This window comes from Geodermatophilus sp. DF01-2 (assembly GCF_004571065.1).
Taxonomy (GTDB): domain Bacteria; phylum Actinomycetota; class Actinomycetes; order Mycobacteriales; family Geodermatophilaceae; genus Geodermatophilus.
Genome location: NZ_SPQN01000086.1, coordinates 1 through 17,077, shown reverse-complemented (window position 1 = coordinate 17,077; position 17,077 = coordinate 1). Strand labels below are relative to the sequence as shown.

11 protein-coding genes and 1 tRNA gene are annotated in these 17,077 nt (G+C 73.8%); 6 read left to right on the top strand and 6 right to left on the bottom strand.

Annotated features, from left to right (window positions below; all coding sequences use genetic code 11):
- Nucleotides 1-2,138 (bottom strand): EAL domain-containing protein (locus E4P41_RS18165; RefSeq protein ID WP_167761166.1); only part of this gene is annotated, 2,138 nt, incomplete at its 3' end.
- An 88-nt stretch (nucleotides 2,139-2,226) separates the two neighbouring features.
- Between E4P41_RS18165 and E4P41_RS18160 the strand changes: the two genes are divergently transcribed.
- Nucleotides 2,227-3,594, top strand: a complete 1,368-nt coding sequence (locus tag E4P41_RS18160; RefSeq protein ID WP_135142657.1) for an aminotransferase class V-fold PLP-dependent enzyme — start codon at nucleotides 2,227-2,229, stop codon at nucleotides 3,592-3,594.
- Between the two features lie 221 nt (nucleotides 3,595-3,815).
- Nucleotides 3,816-5,018, top strand: coding sequence for an MFS transporter (locus tag E4P41_RS18155; protein WP_245177462.1), 1,203 nt, complete (start codon nucleotides 3,816-3,818; stop codon nucleotides 5,016-5,018).
- 31 nt (nucleotides 5,019-5,049) lie between these two features.
- Here E4P41_RS18155 and E4P41_RS18150 read toward each other — a convergent pair.
- Both E4P41_RS18150 and E4P41_RS18145 read right to left on the bottom strand, forming a co-directional pair.
- A tRNA-Gly gene (locus tag E4P41_RS18150) sits at nucleotides 5,050-5,123 on the bottom strand.
- Nucleotides 5,124-5,137: 14 nt separating this feature from the next.
- A complete protein-coding gene (locus tag E4P41_RS18145) occupies nucleotides 5,138-7,867 on the bottom strand; it encodes an ATP-binding protein (protein WP_245177461.1) in 2,730 nt (909 codons plus the stop codon).
- A 194-nt stretch (nucleotides 7,868-8,061) separates the two neighbouring features.
- Between E4P41_RS18145 and dcd the strand changes: the two genes are divergently transcribed.
- Nucleotides 8,062-8,652 carry a dCTP deaminase gene (gene dcd / locus E4P41_RS18140; RefSeq protein WP_135142656.1) on the top strand — a complete coding sequence of 197 codons (591 nt, stop codon included), beginning with the start codon at nucleotides 8,062-8,064 and terminating at the stop codon, nucleotides 8,650-8,652.
- On the opposite strand, the gene E4P41_RS18135 is transcribed toward dcd, so the two are convergent.
- From E4P41_RS18135 to E4P41_RS18125, 3 genes are all read right to left on the bottom strand, one after another.
- Nucleotides 8,618-9,895: an MFS transporter gene (locus tag E4P41_RS18135; RefSeq protein WP_135142655.1), complete on the bottom strand. Its 1,278-nt coding sequence runs from the start codon at nucleotides 9,893-9,895 to the stop codon at nucleotides 8,618-8,620. The two genes, dcd and E4P41_RS18135, sit on opposite strands and share 35 nt — an antisense overlap.
- 298 nt (nucleotides 9,896-10,193) lie before the next feature.
- Nucleotides 10,194-12,482, bottom strand: a complete 2,289-nt coding sequence (locus E4P41_RS18130; protein ID WP_135142654.1) for a (Fe-S)-binding protein — start codon at nucleotides 12,480-12,482, stop codon at nucleotides 10,194-10,196.
- A gap of 281 nt (nucleotides 12,483-12,763) precedes the next feature.
- Nucleotides 12,764-13,762, bottom strand: coding sequence for a type IV toxin-antitoxin system AbiEi family antitoxin domain-containing protein (locus tag E4P41_RS18125; RefSeq protein ID WP_135142653.1), 999 nt, complete (start codon nucleotides 13,760-13,762; stop codon nucleotides 12,764-12,766).
- 304 nt (nucleotides 13,763-14,066) lie between these two features.
- Here E4P41_RS18125 and dnaK point away from each other — a divergent pair, with 304 nt between their 5' ends.
- The 3 genes from dnaK to E4P41_RS18110 all read left to right on the top strand — a co-directional run.
- Nucleotides 14,067-15,950 carry a molecular chaperone DnaK gene (gene dnaK, locus E4P41_RS18120; RefSeq protein WP_135142652.1) on the top strand — a complete coding sequence of 628 codons (1,884 nt, stop codon included), beginning with the start codon at nucleotides 14,067-14,069 and terminating at the stop codon, nucleotides 15,948-15,950.
- Nucleotides 15,951-16,011: 61 nt separating this feature from the next.
- Nucleotides 16,012-16,704, top strand: coding sequence for a nucleotide exchange factor GrpE (grpE, locus tag E4P41_RS18115; protein ID WP_135142651.1), 693 nt, complete (start codon nucleotides 16,012-16,014; stop codon nucleotides 16,702-16,704).
- A gap of 19 nt (nucleotides 16,705-16,723) precedes the next feature.
- Nucleotides 16,724-17,077, top strand: a 354-nt coding sequence (locus tag E4P41_RS18110; RefSeq protein ID WP_245177460.1) for a DnaJ domain-containing protein, incomplete at its 3' end; no start/stop codon positions are given.

The window sequence follows — 17,077 nt, the reverse complement described above, 5'->3', positions numbered from 1 at the left end:
GGAGCCGGCGCGGCCCGCAGCGCCGCGCCCCGTGAGGCCGGACGGCGCCGGTCGGCGTGCTGGCCGGCGGCCTCGTGGGTGGCCGTCGGGGCGGGCCGGCCCAGGTGGTAGCCCTGCCCGTACCGGACACCGAGCGTCGCGAGGGCGGCCAGCTCGTCGCCGGACTCGATGCCCTCGGCCACGAGGTCCAGGTCGAGCGTCCGACCCAGCTGCACGATGGCGCCGACGACGGCGCGGTCCTCGGCGCTGGTGGCGACGCCGTCGACGAAGGACTTGTCGATCTTGAGGACGTCGATCGGGAAGCGGCGGAGGTAGCTCAGTGACGAGTAGCCGGTGCCGAAGTCGTCGAGGGCCAGCCGCACGCCGAGGTCCTTGATCGCCCGCAGCTTGCCGGCCGTGCCGGTGGTGTCCTGCACGAACAGGGACTCGGTGATCTCCAGGGTGAGCCGGGAGGGGGTCAGGCCGGAGTAGCGCAGCGCGTCGGCGACGTCCTCGACGAGGTCGGGGTGCTGGAACTGTCGCACCGACACGTTGACGCTCATCCGCGGACCGCTGCCCTCGGGCAGCTGCCAGGCGGCGGCCTGGCGGGTGGCCTCCCGGAGGATCCAGCGGCCGATCGGCACGATCAGGCCGCTGTCCTCGGCGAGGGAGATGAAGTGCGCCGGGGGGACCAGCCCGCGCTGCGGGTGCTGCCAGCGCAGCAGCGCCTCGTAACCGCTGACCCGCTTCGACCCCAGGTCGATGATCGGCTGGTAGTGCAGGACGAGCTCCTGGCGGTCGAGCGCCTGGTGCAGATCCGCCTGGAGGCGCTCGCGCTCCAGCTCGGCAGCGTGGTGGCTGGGCCGGAAGACCTCGCTGCGTCCCTTGCCGCTGGTCTTGGCCACGTACATGGCGATGTCGGCCGCGCGCAGCAGGCCGATCCCGCTGGCCGCGCAGGTGGCCGAGGTGGCGATCCCCAGGCTCACGCTGGCCCGGACGGCGCGGTCGCCGACGACCACCGGCTCGCGCAGCGCGGCCAGGATGCGGTCGGCCGAGCGGGGCGCCTGCGCGCTGCTGGCCTGGCCCACGAGCAGCACGGCGAACTCGTCCCCGGCCAGCCGGGCGAGCGTGTCCTCGGGCCGCAGGCAGCCGCCGACCCGCCGGGCCACCACCTGCAGGAGGGCGTCGCCGCCGTCGTGGCCCAGGTTGTCGTTGACGGTCTTGAGGTTGTCCAGGTCCAGGAAGATGACCGCCGCCGGGACGCCGTCCCGCTCGTGCGCCTCGGCGGCGCGCAGCCGCTCCATGAACAGCGCCCGGTTGGGCAGGCCGGTCAGCGGGTCGTGGAAGGCCTGGATGCGCAGCCGGTCCTCGAGCTCCTTGCGGTCGCTCACGTCGCGGGTGGTCAGCACGACGCCGTTGACGGCCCGGTCGTCCAGCAGGTTGCTGGCGACGGTCTCCATCCAGCGCCAGGTGCCGTTCCGGTGGCGCATCCGCGCGCCGGTGCACGGCGTCACCGGCGCGCCGGCGACCACCCCGGCGAGTCGCGTGTGGAAGTCCACCAGGTCCTCGGGGTGCACCAGGTCGTGCACGTCGGTGCCGATCAGCGCCCCCGGTGGGTAGCCGAGCACCCATCCGACGGACGGCGTCTGGTACGTGATCGTGCCCGACGGGTCGACGACGGTGATGATGTCCGAGGCGTTGCGCACGAGGGAGCGGAAGTGCTCGCCGTCCTCCAGGGCGTCGAGCAGGCTGTTGAACGCGCGCGCGGTCTCCCCGAGCTGGTCGTCGGAGTCGACGTCGATGCGCTGGGACGTCGACTGCGCCCAGTCCCCCGTGCGGCTGGCCTGCACGATGCCCTCCGCCACCGACCGCAGGCGGGCGGTGAGGACGGCCAGCCGCCCACCCACCACGCACCGGCACACCGTGTAGCTGAGCCCGCCGACGAGGAAGCCGGCCGCGAGGCAGGCCGCCTGGAACAGAGGCCGCCCGGCGTACTCGCCGGGCACGCCGAGCCCGGTGGCGAACGGCGGAAACACCAGGCCGACCACCACGCCCAGCCCGACCATGTAGACCGCCAGGTCCCAGAAGACCCGCGGGGTCAGCCGGAAACCGCGTCGTCGGCGGGCGCCGGTGGGAACGTGCGCCGGTCCACTGTCCATGGGGAGACACTCGACGGATCGAGCCCGTGCTTGAGCGAACTCACCCCAAAGGGCTTGAGAATTCGGCTCCGCCGCCGATGCAACAACCATGGGGAACGCGCAGCTCAGCCGGGAGAGCCCGCTCATCGGAGAGGACGTCCACGTCCCTGTGCTGGGCGGGGGGCAGCGCCGCTACGTCGACCTGGACACCGCGGCCACCAGCTCGGCCTCGGTCCGGGTGGCGCTCGCCGTGCAGGAGTTCCTGCCCTGGTACTCGAGCGTGCACCGGGGCGCGGGCGCGAAGTCGCAGTACGCCAGCGCTCGCTACGAGGAGGCCCGCGCGAGCCTGCTCGCCTTCGTCGGCGCCGACCCCGCGACGCACGTGGTGCTCTTCCCCCGCAACACCACCGAGGCGCTCAACACGCTGGCCTTCCGGCTGGACCTGCAGCCCGACGACGTCGTCGTGACGACGGCCGTCGAGCACCACGCCAACCTGCTGCCGTGGCGGCGGCACGCCCGGTTGCGCGTCGTCGACGTCGACGCCCGGGGGACGTTCACCCCGGACGACGTCGTCGCCGCGCTCGACCAGCGGCCGACCCCGCGTGTCCTGGCGCTGACCGGGGCGTCCAACGTCACCGGGTGGCTGCCCGACCTCGTCGCGATCGCCGCCGCCGCGCGGGCCCGCGGGGTCGTCGTGGTCGTCGACGCCGCTCAGCTCGCGCCGCACCGGCCGATCGACATGACCGCGGTCGGGGTGGACGCACTGGCCCTGTCGGGGCACAAGATGTACGCCCCCTTCGGTGCCGGAGCCCTCGTGGCGCCGCGCCGGCTGTTCGACCGCGGCGAGCCGATGCTCGTCGGCGGCGGCGCGGTCAAGGCGGTCTCCTTCGACGACGTCGTCTGGGCCGACGCCCCGGACCGCGACGAGGCGGGCTCGCCCAACGTGCTCGGCGCCGTGGCCCTGGCCGCGGCGGCCGACGAGCTGCGGGCCGGGGGCTGGACCCGCCTGCTCGCCCACGAACGGGCGCTGGTCGGCGCCCTCGATGCGGAGCTGGCCGGTGTCCCCGGGCTGCACCGCCACGGGCCGGACTCCGGCGACCGGCTGCCGGTCGCCGCCTTCACGCTGGACGGGGTGCCGCACGCCCTGCTCGCCGCCCGGCTGTCCGCGGAGTTCGGGATCGGGGTGCGCAACGGCTGCTTCTGCGCCCACCCGTACATGAGCCGGCTGCTGTCCCTGACCGACGAGCAGGTCGCGCAGTTCCACCGCGACGTCCGGACCACCGACCGCCACCTGCTGCCGGGCGCGGTCCGCGCCAGCGCCAACCGCGCCACCACGCTGGCGGACGTCGCCGCCCTCGGGGAGGCGCTGCACGCCATCGCCGGGACGCCGGAGCTCGTCGGCCGCTACCGCATCGACGAGCACGGCCAGTACGTCCCCCGCGACGGGTCGCCGACCCCGGCGGCGCCCGCCTGCTGAGCCGGCTCGGGGGACCGCGTCGTCGCCGGCGTCACCCGCTCCGTCCCTCGACGCGGTTGGATCGTGGAGACCACGATGCGCGGACGACCCGAGGGGTGAGGACCGATGGGCTCGGCCGCCGTCCGGCAGACTGCCCGGGTGGACGACGGACGGTCGCGGTGACCACCGGGCCCGGACACCCGCGGACCACGGACACGGGTGCCGGCCCGGAGGTCGGCGCCGTGACCGCAGCAGGAACGACGCGCCGCAGGGGCGTGGTCGACCGGCGGGGTCTCGGCGTCCTCACCGTCAGCCACGTCGTCGACGACCTCTACCAGGGAGCGGTGCCGGCGCTGCTGCCCTTCCTGGTCCTCGAGCGCGGCTACTCCTACGCCGCGGCGACCGGGATCACCCTGGCCGCCACGGTGCTCTCATCGGTGGTGCAGCCGGCGTTCGGCGTGCTGATCGACCGCAGACCGCTGCCGTGGCTGACGCCGGTCGGGCTGCTGGTCGCCGGGGTCGGGATCGGTCTGGCCGGGGTCGGCGACTCCTACTGGTGGACGTGGGCGGCGGTGGCGCTGTCCGGGCTGGGAGTGGCGGCCTACCACCCGGCGGCGGCGCGAGCGGCCCGAGCCGCGGCGGGCGCCTCTGCCCAGGGGATGAGCTGGTTCGCCGTCGGGGGCAACGCCGGTCTGGCCCTCGGCCCCGTGCTGGTCACCCCGGTGCTGCTGGCGTACGGGGTCGCGGGAACGCCGCTGCTGGCCATCCCCGCCCTGGTGGCGGCGCTCGTCCTCCTCACGGTGCACCGGCGGGCGGGGGCCGCCGCGGCAAAGCGTGCGGCCGCGGCGAAGCGTGCCGCCGCAGCGGGCCGAGGCCGGGCAGCCGAGGACGACTGGCGCTCCTTCGGCTGGCTCACCGCGCTGGTGGTGCTCCGGTCGGTGGTGTACTTCGGCATCTCGTCGCTGCTCGCGCTCTACGTCATCGACCGGTTCGGGGTCAGCGCGGCCACCGGCGCAGCCGTCCTGGTCACGTTCCTCGGCGTCGGCGCGCTCGGGACGCTCCTCGGGGGCTGGGCCGCCGACCGGTACGGCCGCCTGGTCACGGTCCGGGCCGGCCATGCGCTGTGCCTGCCGGCCCTGGCCCTGTTGCTGGTGGCACCGGGTCCCGCGGCGGCCGTCGCCTCCGCCGTCCTGCTCGGGCTGGGCCTGTACCTGCCGTTCTCCGTGCAGACCACCCTCGGTCAGGAGTACCTGCCCAACCGCATCGGCACGGCCTCCGGTGTCACCCTGGGGTTGGCCGTATCCGCCGGTGGCGCGGTCACCCCCGCCCTGGGCGCCCTCGCCGACGCGCAGGGCCTCTCGTGGGCTCTGGTCAGCCTGCTCGGGCTCCCGGCGGTGGCGCTGCTCGTCAGCCTGCGGCTGGAGGATCCGGCGGCGGCCCGGTGACCATCAGGCCACCCGGTAACCTGGGCTCGCATGGAGCGGGTGACGAGAATCGAACTCGCACTGTCAGCTTGGGAAGCTGATGTTCTGCCATTGAACTACACCCGCAGGTGGAGCCGAGCTTACCGGAGCGACTTGCCGGAGGGGAGCGGTGGGTCGCCGGCGCGGATGACGACCGTGGTGCCGGCCGGGCTGGGGGTCGCGGTGATCTCCCCGACGGCTCTCATGAGCATCGAGCCCCGCCCGCGGTCCATGCTGGCCACCCGCTCCCGCCAGCGGCCGTAGTCGCGGACGGCGACCTCGACCCGGCCGTCGCCGACCTCGGCGCCGACGTCGATGAACGGCTCGGCCGGGTCCTGCGCGTGCTCGATCGCGTTCGTGGCCGCCTCGCAGGCCGCCAGGACCAGGTCGTAGGCCAGGTCATCGTCCAGACCGGCCTCGGTGAACAGCGCCCGCAGCCGGCGGCGCAGCGCCGGGATGGCGGAGGTGCTGGCCGGGAAGCGCCAGTGCCGCCGGAGGGGGGCGCGCGCCGGATAGGGCCGGTCCACCCCTGCGGGCCGGCCGGCGAGGGCCGGTCCGGCCGGGCCGGTCATCGGCGGACGGGGCCGCGGGGTCGCCGTCGGCCGGGGGTGCCCGTCGAGCGGCGGAGCCGCGGTCGCCGGGTCCCCGCCGGCCGGGCGGATCACCGGCCCCGTGCGCCCCGCCGTGCGGTCCAGCACCGCCCGCAGGCGTCCGATCAGCTCCGCGGACTCGAAGGGCTTGGCCAGGTAGTCGTCGACCCCGGCGTCGAAGCCCTCGACCGCGGCCTCCTGACCGGCCCGCGCGGTGAGCATCACCACCGGGACGGCCCGCGTCGCGGGGTCGGCCCGCAGCGCGCGGAGCAGGCCGAAACCGTCCAGCCCAGGCATCATCACGTCGGTCACGACGACGTCGGGCCGGTCGGCCGCGACGCCGGCCAGCGCCTCCTGGCCGTCGGCCGCCGTCCGCACGGTCCACAGCGGGGACAGCAGTCGGGTCAGGTAGGCGCGCATGTCGGCGTTGTCGTCCACGACCAGGACGCACGTGCCGGGGGAGGTGGCCGGCGTCCGCGGGCCGGCCTCGTCCGGGACGCCGTCCCACGGGGTCACCACCCCGCCCCGGGCCGCGGGCGACGGGACGGCGGGGGCGCCGGCCGGGGCGTCCGGCGCCCCCGAGGGCACCCGCACCGTGAAGGTGCTGCCGACGCCGGGCTGGCTGGTCGCCGTGACGTCGCCGCCGTGCAGGGCGACCAGCTCGCGGACCAGCGCCAGGCCGAGCCCGGTGCCCTCGCGGCTGCGCGCCGCGGTGCCGAGGCCGCGGTGGAAGCGCTCGAACAGGTGCGGCAGCTCCGCGGCGGGGATCCCGACCCCGGTGTCGGACACCCGCAGCACCAGGTCGTCGTCGTCCGCCCGCAGCGCGACGTCGATGCCGCCGACGAAGGTGTACTTCACCGCGTTGGCGACCAGGTTGAGGACGACCTTCTCCCACATCCGCGGGTCGACGTGCGCGGGGCGGCCCAGCGGCGGGCAGTCGACGGTGAGCCGCAGACCGGCGCGTTCGGCGGCGGCCCGGAGCACCCCGGCCAGCTCCGCGGTGAAGGCGGCGACGTCGGTCTCCACCCGGACCGCCGACGCCCGGCCCGCCTCGATGCTCACGAACTCCAGCAGGTCGTTGACCAGCCGCTGCAGCCGCTGCCCGTTGCGCAGCGCGAGGGTCAGCGACTCGCGGACGTCGGGCGGCAGCCCGGGGCCGGCGTCCGCGAGCGTGTCGGCGATCGGACCGAGCAGCAGGGTGAGCGGAGTGCGCAGCTCGTGGCTGACGTTGGCGAAGAACGTCGTCTTGGCCTGGTCCAGCTCGGCCAGCGCCTCGGCGCGGGCACGCTCCTCGGCGTAGGCGCGGGCGTTGCGCACCGCGGCCGCGAACTGGCCGGCCAGCAGCTCGTGGAACGAGCGGTACTCCTCGTCCAGCGCCCGGTTGGGGTTCACGCCGACGACCAGCGCGCCGACGCCGTCGCCGTCCGGGCTCCCGAGGGGGAGGACGGCGGCCTCGGTGACCGGGTCGCCGGACGGACCGCCGGAGACGCCGAGGTCGGCGACCGCCGCCGGCAGGAGCTCGCCGGGCGAGGCGGCCACCTCGGGCAGCAGCCCGGCGTCGCAGCCGACCGTGGCGGCGCGGCGCAGCCCGCCGTCCCCGGTGAGGTAGACGGCGGCGAAGGGCACGTCGAGCGGGTCACCGGCCAGCGCGGCGGTCATCGCCGTCACCGTCGCCGTCTCGTCGCCGAGCCGCCCGGTCGACGTCGCGACGTCGTGCAGCAGTCGCTGCCGGCGCTCGGCGAGTACCTGCCGGGTGACCTCGGTGCAGACCGCGTGCATCCCGGCGACCCGGCCGTCGTCGCCGTAGGCGGGCGCGTGGGAGACGGTGAAATACGTCTCCTCGCGGTAGCCGGCCCGTTCGAGCAGGAGCAGCAGCTGCGGGAACCAGGACGCCTCGCGGGCGGCCATCGCGTGTTCGACCGGTTCCTGCAGCGCCGCCCAGCCCTCGGCGAGGGTGACCCGCAGGTCGTCGCCGATGGCGCCGGGGTGCTTGGCGCCGATGAGCGTCGCGTAGGCGTCGTTGTAGAACTGGGTGTAGCCCGGCCCCCAGGCCAGGATCATCGGGAACCGCGAGGCCAGGACGGTGCGGACGGCGTGGCGGAGGCTGACCGGCCACCCGGACACCGGCCCCACCGGTGTGGTGGACCAGTCGAAGGCGGCCATCAGCCGGCCGTTCTCGCCTCCGTCGCGGAAGAGTTCGTCGTCGCCCGGGGAGGCAGACGGATGAAGGCCTCCGCTCACGCGCCGGCGCACCTCCCCGTGTCGGCTCCCTGCTCCGCCGACGCGGCCCGGGACGCACGTCGGTCGCAGCACCCGTCGAGCCGGGTGCCGGGACCGAACGGTACCCGGTGCCCCCGCGGCACATCGCAGCGAGGAAGCCGGGCACCCTCCGGCGTACGGCCGGGGGCCGGGAGTCGGTCCCTAGACTCCGCCGCATGCTGCTGTCCGACCGCGACATCACGGCTGCGATCTCCGAGGGGCGCCTGGGCATCGAGCCCTACGACAAGGCGCTCGTCCAGCCCTCCAGCATCGACGTCCGGCTGGACCGCTTCTTCCGGGTGTTCAACAACGCCAGATACACCCACATCGATCCGGCGCAGCAGCAGGACGACCTGACCACGCTGGTCGAGCCGGACGGGGACGAACCCTTCGTGCTGCACCCGGGCGAGTTCGTCCTCGGCTCCACCCTCGAGGTCGTCTCCATCCCCGACGACGTGGCGGCGCGGCTCGAGGGAAAATCGAGTCTAGGGCGTCTCGGATTGCTGACCCACTCCACGGCCGGCTTCGTGGACCCGGGCTTCTCCGGGCACATCACCCTCGAGCTGTCCAACGTGGCCAACCTGCCGATCACGCTGTGGCCCGGGATGAGGATCGGCCAGCTGTGCCTGTTCCGGCTGACCAGCCCCGCCGAGCACCCGTACGGCTCGGCGGTCTACGGATCCCGCTACCAGGACCAGCGCGGACCGACGCCGTCGCGCTCCTTCCGCAACTTCACCCGCGCCGAGACACGGCGTCCGGCTCCCTGACCACCGGCGCGGTCCGGCCGGCGCCCACCTCGTCGTCCACGAATCGCTCCCGCGTGACCGCCCAGCCGGTGGCCAGGAGCGCGGCCACGCCGGCGAGGGCGAGGGCGAACATGCCGGCGTAGCTCCCCGTCACGCCGAGGAGGACGCCGACCAGCAGCGGCCCGCCGGCGGCGAACACGTACCCCCACCCCTGGACGACGGTGGACAGGGCGGCGGTCGTCTCCGGGGTACGGGCACGCAATCCGATGAGCGTGAGGACCATGGCGAAGGTCCCCATGCCGATCGCGAGCAGGCCCATCCACAGCCACGGGACGGTCTCCGGCGCCAGCATCAGGCCCAGCCAGCCGACGACGTAGCAGGCGCCGAAGGCGGCCAGCAGCGGCCGCTGCAGCCGCGGGCGCACCGTCAGCACCGGGACGACGGCGTTGAGCGGGATGACGACGACGGTGTTGACGCCGAGGAGCAGCCCGGCGGTCGCCGCGTCGAGCCCGGAGTCCCGCAGGTACTGCGCCGTCCAGCCGATGATCACGTAGGCCTGCATCGCCTGGAGGCCGAAGAAGGCCGCCAGGGCGACGGCCGTGGGGCTGTGCACCAGCGACCGCAGCGGCAGCGCCACGTGCGTGGCCCGGGTGGCGCCGGGGCGGGGCCGGACGCCGAGCCAGGGCAGCACGGCGACGAGGGCCGGCAACGCCCACACACCGAGCGCCCAGCGCCAGCCGGCGTCGCCGGCCGCCCGGGCGATCGGCGCTGCGGTGACCGAGGCCACGGCGCCGCCGGCCGCCATGGCGGTGCCGTAGGCCCCCACGAGCAGCCCGGTGCGCTCCGGGAAGTACCGCTTGACCAGGCCGGGGAGCAGCACGTTGCCCAGGGCTCCGCCGACCATCGCCAGGACGGTCCCGGCGACGAAGAGCCAGAACGCCCCGGCCGCCGCGCGCACCACGAGGCCCGCGGCCATCGCCAGCAGCGCGCCGGCGAGCACGTGCCCGTCGCGGAACCGGGCGGCCAGCGGGGGCCCGGCGAAGCCGATGGCGGCGAAGCACAGCACCGGCAGGCTGGTCACCAGCCCGGCCAGCCCGCTGGAGATGTCCAGCCCGCGCTGGATCTCCTCGAGCACCGGTCCGACGCTGTTGACGGCCGTCCGCAGGTTCAGCCCGGTGAGGACGATCGCCGTCCCCACCAGCACCAGGCCCGTGCGGGTCTGCGCAGCCCGGCCGGCGGGGGCGGGGACGTCGGTGCGGGCCACCCGACGATGGTGCCCCCCGGCGCCGACCCGGCCGGCCGGGGGTGGGACGGCGGCCGCGGCGCCCTGCCGGCGAGACGACGACGGCGCGTGCCCCGGGGCGGGGGCGCGCGCCGTCGTCGGTGTGGTCGGCCCGCTCCCGGGACCCGCCGGCCCCCTCGCAGCAGCAGAAGGACCTCCCCGCCCCCGACCACTCGCGAGCTCGCGCCAGGCCCCGTCCAGAGGCTCGCCGGGAGCTTGCGAGCGGTGAGGAGGACGGGGTCCTCGTTCCTGCAGGGAGGCCGTGGGCGAGGGGGTCCTCCTACTGCGTGCCGTGCTCCGTCGCCGCCGAGCCGGTGCCGGCCACGTCGTCGGCCTTGGTTCCCACGTCCGCGCCGTGCTCGGTCCCCGGCGTGCCGACCGGGGCCAGCGAGCGGAGCAGGATCTGGCTGACGTCGAGCACCTCGACGTGCTCGCCGGCCTCGCCGTTCTGCTTCTTCGTCGTCAGCGCGTCGGACAGCATCGTGATGCAGAACGGGCACGCGGTGGAGATGACGTCGGGATCGAGGTCGAGCGCCTCCTCGGTGCGCTCCATGTTGATCCGCTTGCCGATCTTCTCCTCCATCCACATTCGGGCCCCGCCGGCGCCGCAGCAGAAACCGCGGTCCTTGCACCGGTGCATCTCCTGCGTGGACAGGCCCTTGACGGCGTCGAGGATCTCCCGCGGTGGCGTGTAGACCTTGTTGTGCCGGCCGAGGAAGCACGGGTCGTGGTAGGTGACCTTGCGGTCGACCGGGGTGACCGGGGTGAGCCGACCCTCCTCCACCAGCTGGCCGAGCAGCTGCGTGTGGTGGACGACCTCGTAGTCGCCGCCGACCTGCGGGTACTCCCGGCCGAGGGAGTTGAAGCAGTGCGGGCAGGTGGTGACGATCTTGCGCGTCCCCGGCACGCGGCCCTCGAAGACGCCGTTGAGGGTCTCGACGTTCTCCTGGGCGAGCATCTGGAAGACGAACTCGTTGCCCATGCGGCGGGCCGGGTCACCCGAGCAGGTCTCGCCCGAGCCGAGGACGGCGAACTCGACGCCGGCGGTGTGCAGCAGCTCGGCGACGGCCTTCGTGACCTTCTTGGCGCGGTCGTCGATGGCGCCGGCGCAGCCGACCCAGAACAGGTACTCCACGTCGTAGGGCAGCGGGCCGTCGGCCTGCCGGACCTCGAAGTCCAGCTCCTTCATCCAGTCCTCGCGGGTGCTGGGGCCGACGCCCCAGGGGTTGCCGCGGTTCTCGAGGTTGCGCAGCATCACGCCGGCCTCGGAGGGGAAGTTCGACTCGATGAGCACCTGGTAGCGGCGCATGTCGTCGATGTGGTCGACGTGCTCGATGTCGACCGGGCACTGCTCGACGCAGGCGCCGCAGTTGGTGCAGCTCCACAGCACGTCGGGGTCGATGACCCCGCCCTCCTCGAGCGTGCCGACCAACGGGCGGTGGGCCTGGGCGTCGTTGGTGCCCTCGATGCGGGCGTAGCCCGAGGTCCAGACCTGCTCGTCGCTGGGCTTGAGGATGTCGTAGTCCGGCGCGGTCTCGCTCGCCGTCTTCTCACCGAGCAGGTACGGGGCCTTGGCGTACAGGTGGTCCCGCAGGTCCATGATGACCATCTTGGGGGACAGCGGCTTGCCCGTGTTCCACGCCGGGCACTGGCTCTGGCACCGCCCGCACTCGGTGCAGGTGGTGAAGTCGAGCATCCCCTTCCAGGTGAAGTCCTCGATCTTGCCGCGGCCGAACACCGCGTCCTCGTCGGGGTCCTCGAAGTCGATGGGCTTGCCGCCGGAGGTCATGGGCAGCAGCGGGCCCAGGGCGGGGCTGCCGTCGTCCTCCCGCTTGAAGTAGATGTTGAAGAACGCGCTGAACCGGTGCCACGCGACGCCCATGTTGAGCAGCCGGGAGACGACGACCAGCCAGACCAGCGACGCCACGATCTTGACGAACGCGATGATGCTGACCAGGTCGGGGTTGGCCGGCAGGAGGTTCGCCAGCAGGCCCGACACGGGGTGCGACCAGGCGGGGGCGTCGTCCAGGCCGGCAGCGATCTTGGCCGCGCGGATGCCGAGGATGGCCAGGCCGACGATGAGGACGATCGCCTCGACGAAGTAGCCGCGGCCCTCGTTGGAGCCGGCGAAGCGGCTCTCCCGGCCCTGCCGGCGCGGGTGGTCGAGCTGGCGCCGGACGATCAGGTACAGGATGCCGAGCACCGTGCCGGTCCCGATGATGTCGACGAACAGGCTCCACAGGGCCCACCCGCCGATCAGCGGAACGTGGAAGGCCGGGTTCCAGACCTCGCCGAAGGCCTCGACCAGGGTGAGGAACAGCCCGTAGAAGCCGACGAAGACGAACCAGTGGGCGACGCCGATCGACGACCACTTGAGCATCCGTGTGTGGCCGAGCGACTCCACGGCCAGCGTCTTCAGCCGCGGGCCGGCCGGGCCGGTGCGGGTGCTGTCCGGCTGACCTGTCCTGATGATCCGGACCATGGCCCGGACCGCCCGGTAGGCGAACACCACCGCCACGACGAGGAAGACGACGCTGATCGTCCCCAGGACGATCTGCAAGGGGCCCATCGAACATCCCTCCCGGACGCCCGGAGGCGTCGGTTGATCCCCGTCCGCCACGACGGCGGGCGGACTCGCCGCCGTCGGGCGGACCGTGCGTGGACACGTGCGCCCACGCGCGTCGGACGATAGCTGCCGGCCGCAAAGGCTACTCGCCGGTAACCCCTCCGGATGCGGCCCACGCCCCTCTCGCTCCGACCGGCCCCGCGGCGCACCTGGCTCGCGGTGTGGTCGCCGGGCTCGCGCCACGACGCGAGTCCCGAGACCACGAGACGAGTCGAGACGTGCCCTCAGCCGGCCCGCCGCCGGCCGCGGGTGCGGGGTGCCGCGGTGAAGCGGCGACGGGTCGGACCGGGGACGTCGAGCAGTTCGCGCAGGCGTCCCTCGACGCGCGGCCACCCCGAGCGCAGGTCGGCGTCGACGATTCGCACCACGCGGATGTCGAGCGAGCGCAGCTCGTCCTCCCGCCGCTTCTCGTCCCACAGGACGCGCTCCGGGGTTCGTCCGCGCCACGGAGCGGTGTACTTGACCTGCCCGTCGAACTCGACGGCCACGGCCGCGTCCTCGAACCAGGCGTCGACCACCCCTACCAGCCGGCCGCTCGCCCGGATCTCGACCTGGAGTTCGGGCACCGGCAGGGCGGCCCCGGCGATGCGCAGCCGGCCGCGGGTCTCCAGCGGCGACTCGGCCCGCCCGTCGGCGTGCTCCACCGCCCGCGCGGCTCGGGGTGCACCCGGCCAGTGCCGGGCGGCGGCCGCTGCGGCGCGCAGCTCGGACGGCGTCGTCCGCTCGGCCAGCAGGGCAGCGTCCATCGCGACGACGGCGTCCTCCAGGGCCCACTCCCGTGCGCAGTCGACGAGCGTGCGGGCCGGCGTCGTCAGCCGTACGGGGCCGGCGGTGGCGACGTCCGCGGCAGGCAGGCTCGCGCGGGCCATCACGAACCCGTCCCCGCGGCGCCACTGGTGCGGATCGGTCAGCCGGACCAGGTGCGGGAGGTCCCGCGGGACCGGCAGGCCGTGCAGTCGGGCGGCACTCGCGTGGCTCAGCGCCGCGGTCGGGCGACCGAGGTGCAGCAGGACCGCCAGGCAGTCCAGCCGGTACCGGGTCCCCCGTCGCTCGGCGTCGGCCAGTTCATCGGCGGTCACGTACACGCCGCGTCGGAGCCGCACCCACCGGCCGGAGCTGCACAGGCGGCGGACCTCGCTGTGCTCGTAGCCGGCGCGCCGGGCGTCGGCGGCCGTGATCAGGCCGAGCTGGCGGTCGGCCGCGTGGCGGAGGAGGGGGTGCACGGCGGGAGTCTCGGGGTGACGACGGTGCCGTGGGCCGTCGCGCGCGAAGCTGTGGACAGCGGTGGCGACCACCTGGCTCGCGCCGTGGTCGCCGAGTCCGCGGCGTGGGGCGAGCTCGGCGGCCACGCGGTGAGCCAGGACGCCGGTGGGCCCAGGCACAGAGACCTGACGCGACCCCGGGAACACCGCCGTCCGACGTGCCGTTAGGGTGGGCAGGAAAGTTGAGTGGACCCCGCGCAAGGCGGACACCCGACTCCCCACACACGCCAGGACAACCCCGGAACACGGAAGAGAGGCCAGCTCCATGGCTCGAGCGGTCGGTATCGACCTCGGCACCACCAACTCCGTCGTCACCGTCCTCGAGGGCGGCGAGCCGACGGTCATCGCGAACTCCGAGGGCTCGCGCACCACCCCGTCGGTCGTCGCGTTCGCCAAGAACGGCGAGGTCCTCGTCGGCCAGTCGGCCAAGAACCAGGCGGTCACCAACGTCGACCGCACCATCCGCAGCGTCAAGCGCGAGATGGGCACCGACTGGAAGTCCGCCGAGATCGACGGCAAGAAGTACACCCCGCAGGAGATCAGCGCTCGCGTACTCCAGAAGCTCAAGCGCGACGCCGAGACCTACCTGGGCGAGCCGGTGACGGACGCCGTCATCACCGTGCCCGCCTACTTCGAGGACGCCCAGCGCCAGGCCACCAAGGAGGCCGGCGAGATCGCGGGCCTCAACGTCCTGCGGATCGTCAACGAGCCCACCGCGGCCGCGCTGGCCTACGGCCTGGACAAGGGCGAGACCGAGCAGACGATCCTCGTCTTCGACCTCGGCGGCGGCACCTTCGACGTCTCCCTGCTGGAGATCGGCGAGGGCGTCATCGAGGTGAAGGCCACCGCCGGTGACAACCACCTGGGCGGCGACGACTGGGACCAGAAGATCGTCGACCACCTGGTCCGGACCTTCAACGCCTCCAACGGCATCGACCTGTCGAAGGACAAGCTGGCCATGCAGCGGCTCCGCGAGGCCGCCGAGAGGGCCAAGATCGAGCTGTCCGGCGCGCAGTCGACGAACGTGAACCTGCCCTACATCACCGCCGGTGCCGAGGGTCCGCTGCACCTGGACGTCACCATCACCCGCGCCGAGTTCCAGCGGATGACCCAGGACCTGCTCGACCGGGCGAAGGCGCCGTTCAACCAGGCGATCCGGGACGCCGGCATCTCCGTGGGCCAGATCGACCACGTCGTCCTGGTGGGTGGCTCCACCCGCATGCCGGCCGTGACCGACCTGGTCCGCGAGCTGACCGGGGGCAAGGAGCCCAACAAGGGCGTCAACCCGGACGAGGTCGTCGCCGTCGGCGCCGCGTTGCAGGCCGGCGTCCTCCGCGGTGAGGTCAAGGACGTCCTGCTCCTCGACGTCACCCCGCTGTCCCTGGGCATCGAGACCAAGGGCGGGATCATGACCAAGCTGATCGAGCGCAACACGACGATCCCGACCAAGCGCTCCGAGATCTTCACGACGGCCGACGACAACCAGCCGAGCGTGCAGATCCAGGTCTTCCAGGGCGAGCGCGAGATGGCCGCCTACAACAAGAAGCTCGGCATGTTCGAGCTGACCGGTCTGCCGCCGGCGCCGCGCGGTGTGCCGCAGATCGAGGTGGCCTTCGACATCGACGCCAACGGCATCGTGCACGTGTCCGCCAAGGACCTCGGCACGGGCAAGGAGCAGTCGATGACCATCACCGGCGGCTCGGCCCTCCCGAAGGACGACATCGAGCGGATGATGAAGGACGCCGAGGCCCACGCCGAGGAGGACAAGCGCCGTCGCGAGGAGGCCGAGACCCGCAACCTGGCCGAGTCGCTGCAGTACCAGACCGAGAAGTTCCTGGCCGAGAACGGCGACAAGATTCCGGCGGACAAGAAGGACGAGCTCGGCGAGGCCCTCACCGAGCTGCGCTCGGCCCTCGGCGGTTCCGACATCGCGGCGATCAAGGCCGCCCAGGAGAAGGTCGCCCGCGTCTCCCAGGAGGTCGGTGGGGCGCTCTACGCCCAGCAGGCCGAGGCCCAGGGTGCTCCGGGTGCAGCCGGTGCGGGTGCCCCCGGTGACGCCGGTGCTCCGGGCGCCTCGGGCAGCACGACGTCGGACGACGACGTCGTCGACGCCGAGATCGTCGACGAGGACACCGACAAGCGGGCATGAGCGCGACGCGAGCCGAGGTGTTGTCCGCCGATGCCGTGACCGGAGCGGGCGGAGGTCACCGATGACAGAGCCGAGGGAAGAGGAGCCGCGGGTCGTCATCCGCGACAAGCGGCGCATCGACCCGATCAGCGGCACCGTGCGGGTGCCGGCCGGTGAGCAACCGGCCGGCGCCCGCCCGGGCGTGGATCCAGCAGGGGAGCAGATGAGCGAGCACGAGGCCGCCGACGGCGCCCAGCCGACGGTGGTGGACGACGACCTGTCGCGCCAGCTGGCGGAGCGGACGGACGACCTCCAGCGGGTCACCGCCGAGTACGCCAACTACCGCCGCCGGGTGGACCGGGACCGCCAGCTCGTGGTGGACCAGGCCGCCGAGCGGTTCGCCACCCAGCTGTTCCCGATCGTCGATGACGTCGAGCGGGCCCGCGACCACGGTGACCTGACCGGCGCCTTCAAGGTGGTGGCCGACCGCGTCCTGGGTCTGCTCGACGGCCTGGGTGTGGAGGCATTCGGCGTGGCCGGCGATCCGTTCGACCCCGCGCTGCACGAGGCGGTCATCCACGACACCTCGGCCGAGGTCGACGTCCCCACCGCGACGACCGTGCTGCGGCAGGGCTTCCGCCGCGGCGACCGGGTGCTGCGGACGGCGATGGTCGCGGTCACCGACCCGGCGAACCCGGCGGCGGCCGCCGCTGCGGACGGCGCGACCGGCGGAGCCACCCCCGCGCAGCCGGGCGAGAGCCCGGCGTCCGACTGATCCAGGGAGGGGGCGCCCGATGAGCACCCGGGACTTCATCGAGAAGGACTACTACGCCGCTCTGGGCGTTCCGCAGGACGCCGACGCGGCGGCCGTCAAGAAGGCCTACCGCCAGCTGGCCCGCGACCTGCACCCGGACAAGAACCCGGGCAACGCGGAGGCGGAGGCCCGGTTCAAGGAGGTCTCCGAGGCCTACGACGTCCTCTCCGACCCCAAGCGGCGGGCCGAGTACGACGAGGCCCGCCGCGTGTTCGGCGCGGGCGGCGCCGGCGCCCGCGCCGGCTTCCCCGGCGGGTACACGATCGAGGTCGTCAACGAGGGCAGCGCCACCCACGACCTGGTGGTCGAGCGGGACGGCGCGGACGTCGCCCGG

Coding starts and splice junctions, on each gene's coding strand:
- dnaK (WP_135142652.1), top strand. CDS start 14,067: ATGGCTCGAGCGGTCGGTATCGACCTCGGCACCACCAACTCCGTCGTC.
- dcd (WP_135142656.1), top strand. CDS start 8,062: ATGCTGCTGTCCGACCGCGACATCACGGCTGCGATCTCCGAGGGGCGC.
- E4P41_RS18160 (WP_135142657.1), top strand. CDS start 2,227: ATGGGGAACGCGCAGCTCAGCCGGGAGAGCCCGCTCATCGGAGAGGAC.
- E4P41_RS18130 (WP_135142654.1), bottom strand. CDS start 12,482: ATGGGCCCCTTGCAGATCGTCCTGGGGACGATCAGCGTCGTCTTCCTC.
- grpE (WP_135142651.1), top strand. CDS start 16,012: ATGACAGAGCCGAGGGAAGAGGAGCCGCGGGTCGTCATCCGCGACAAG.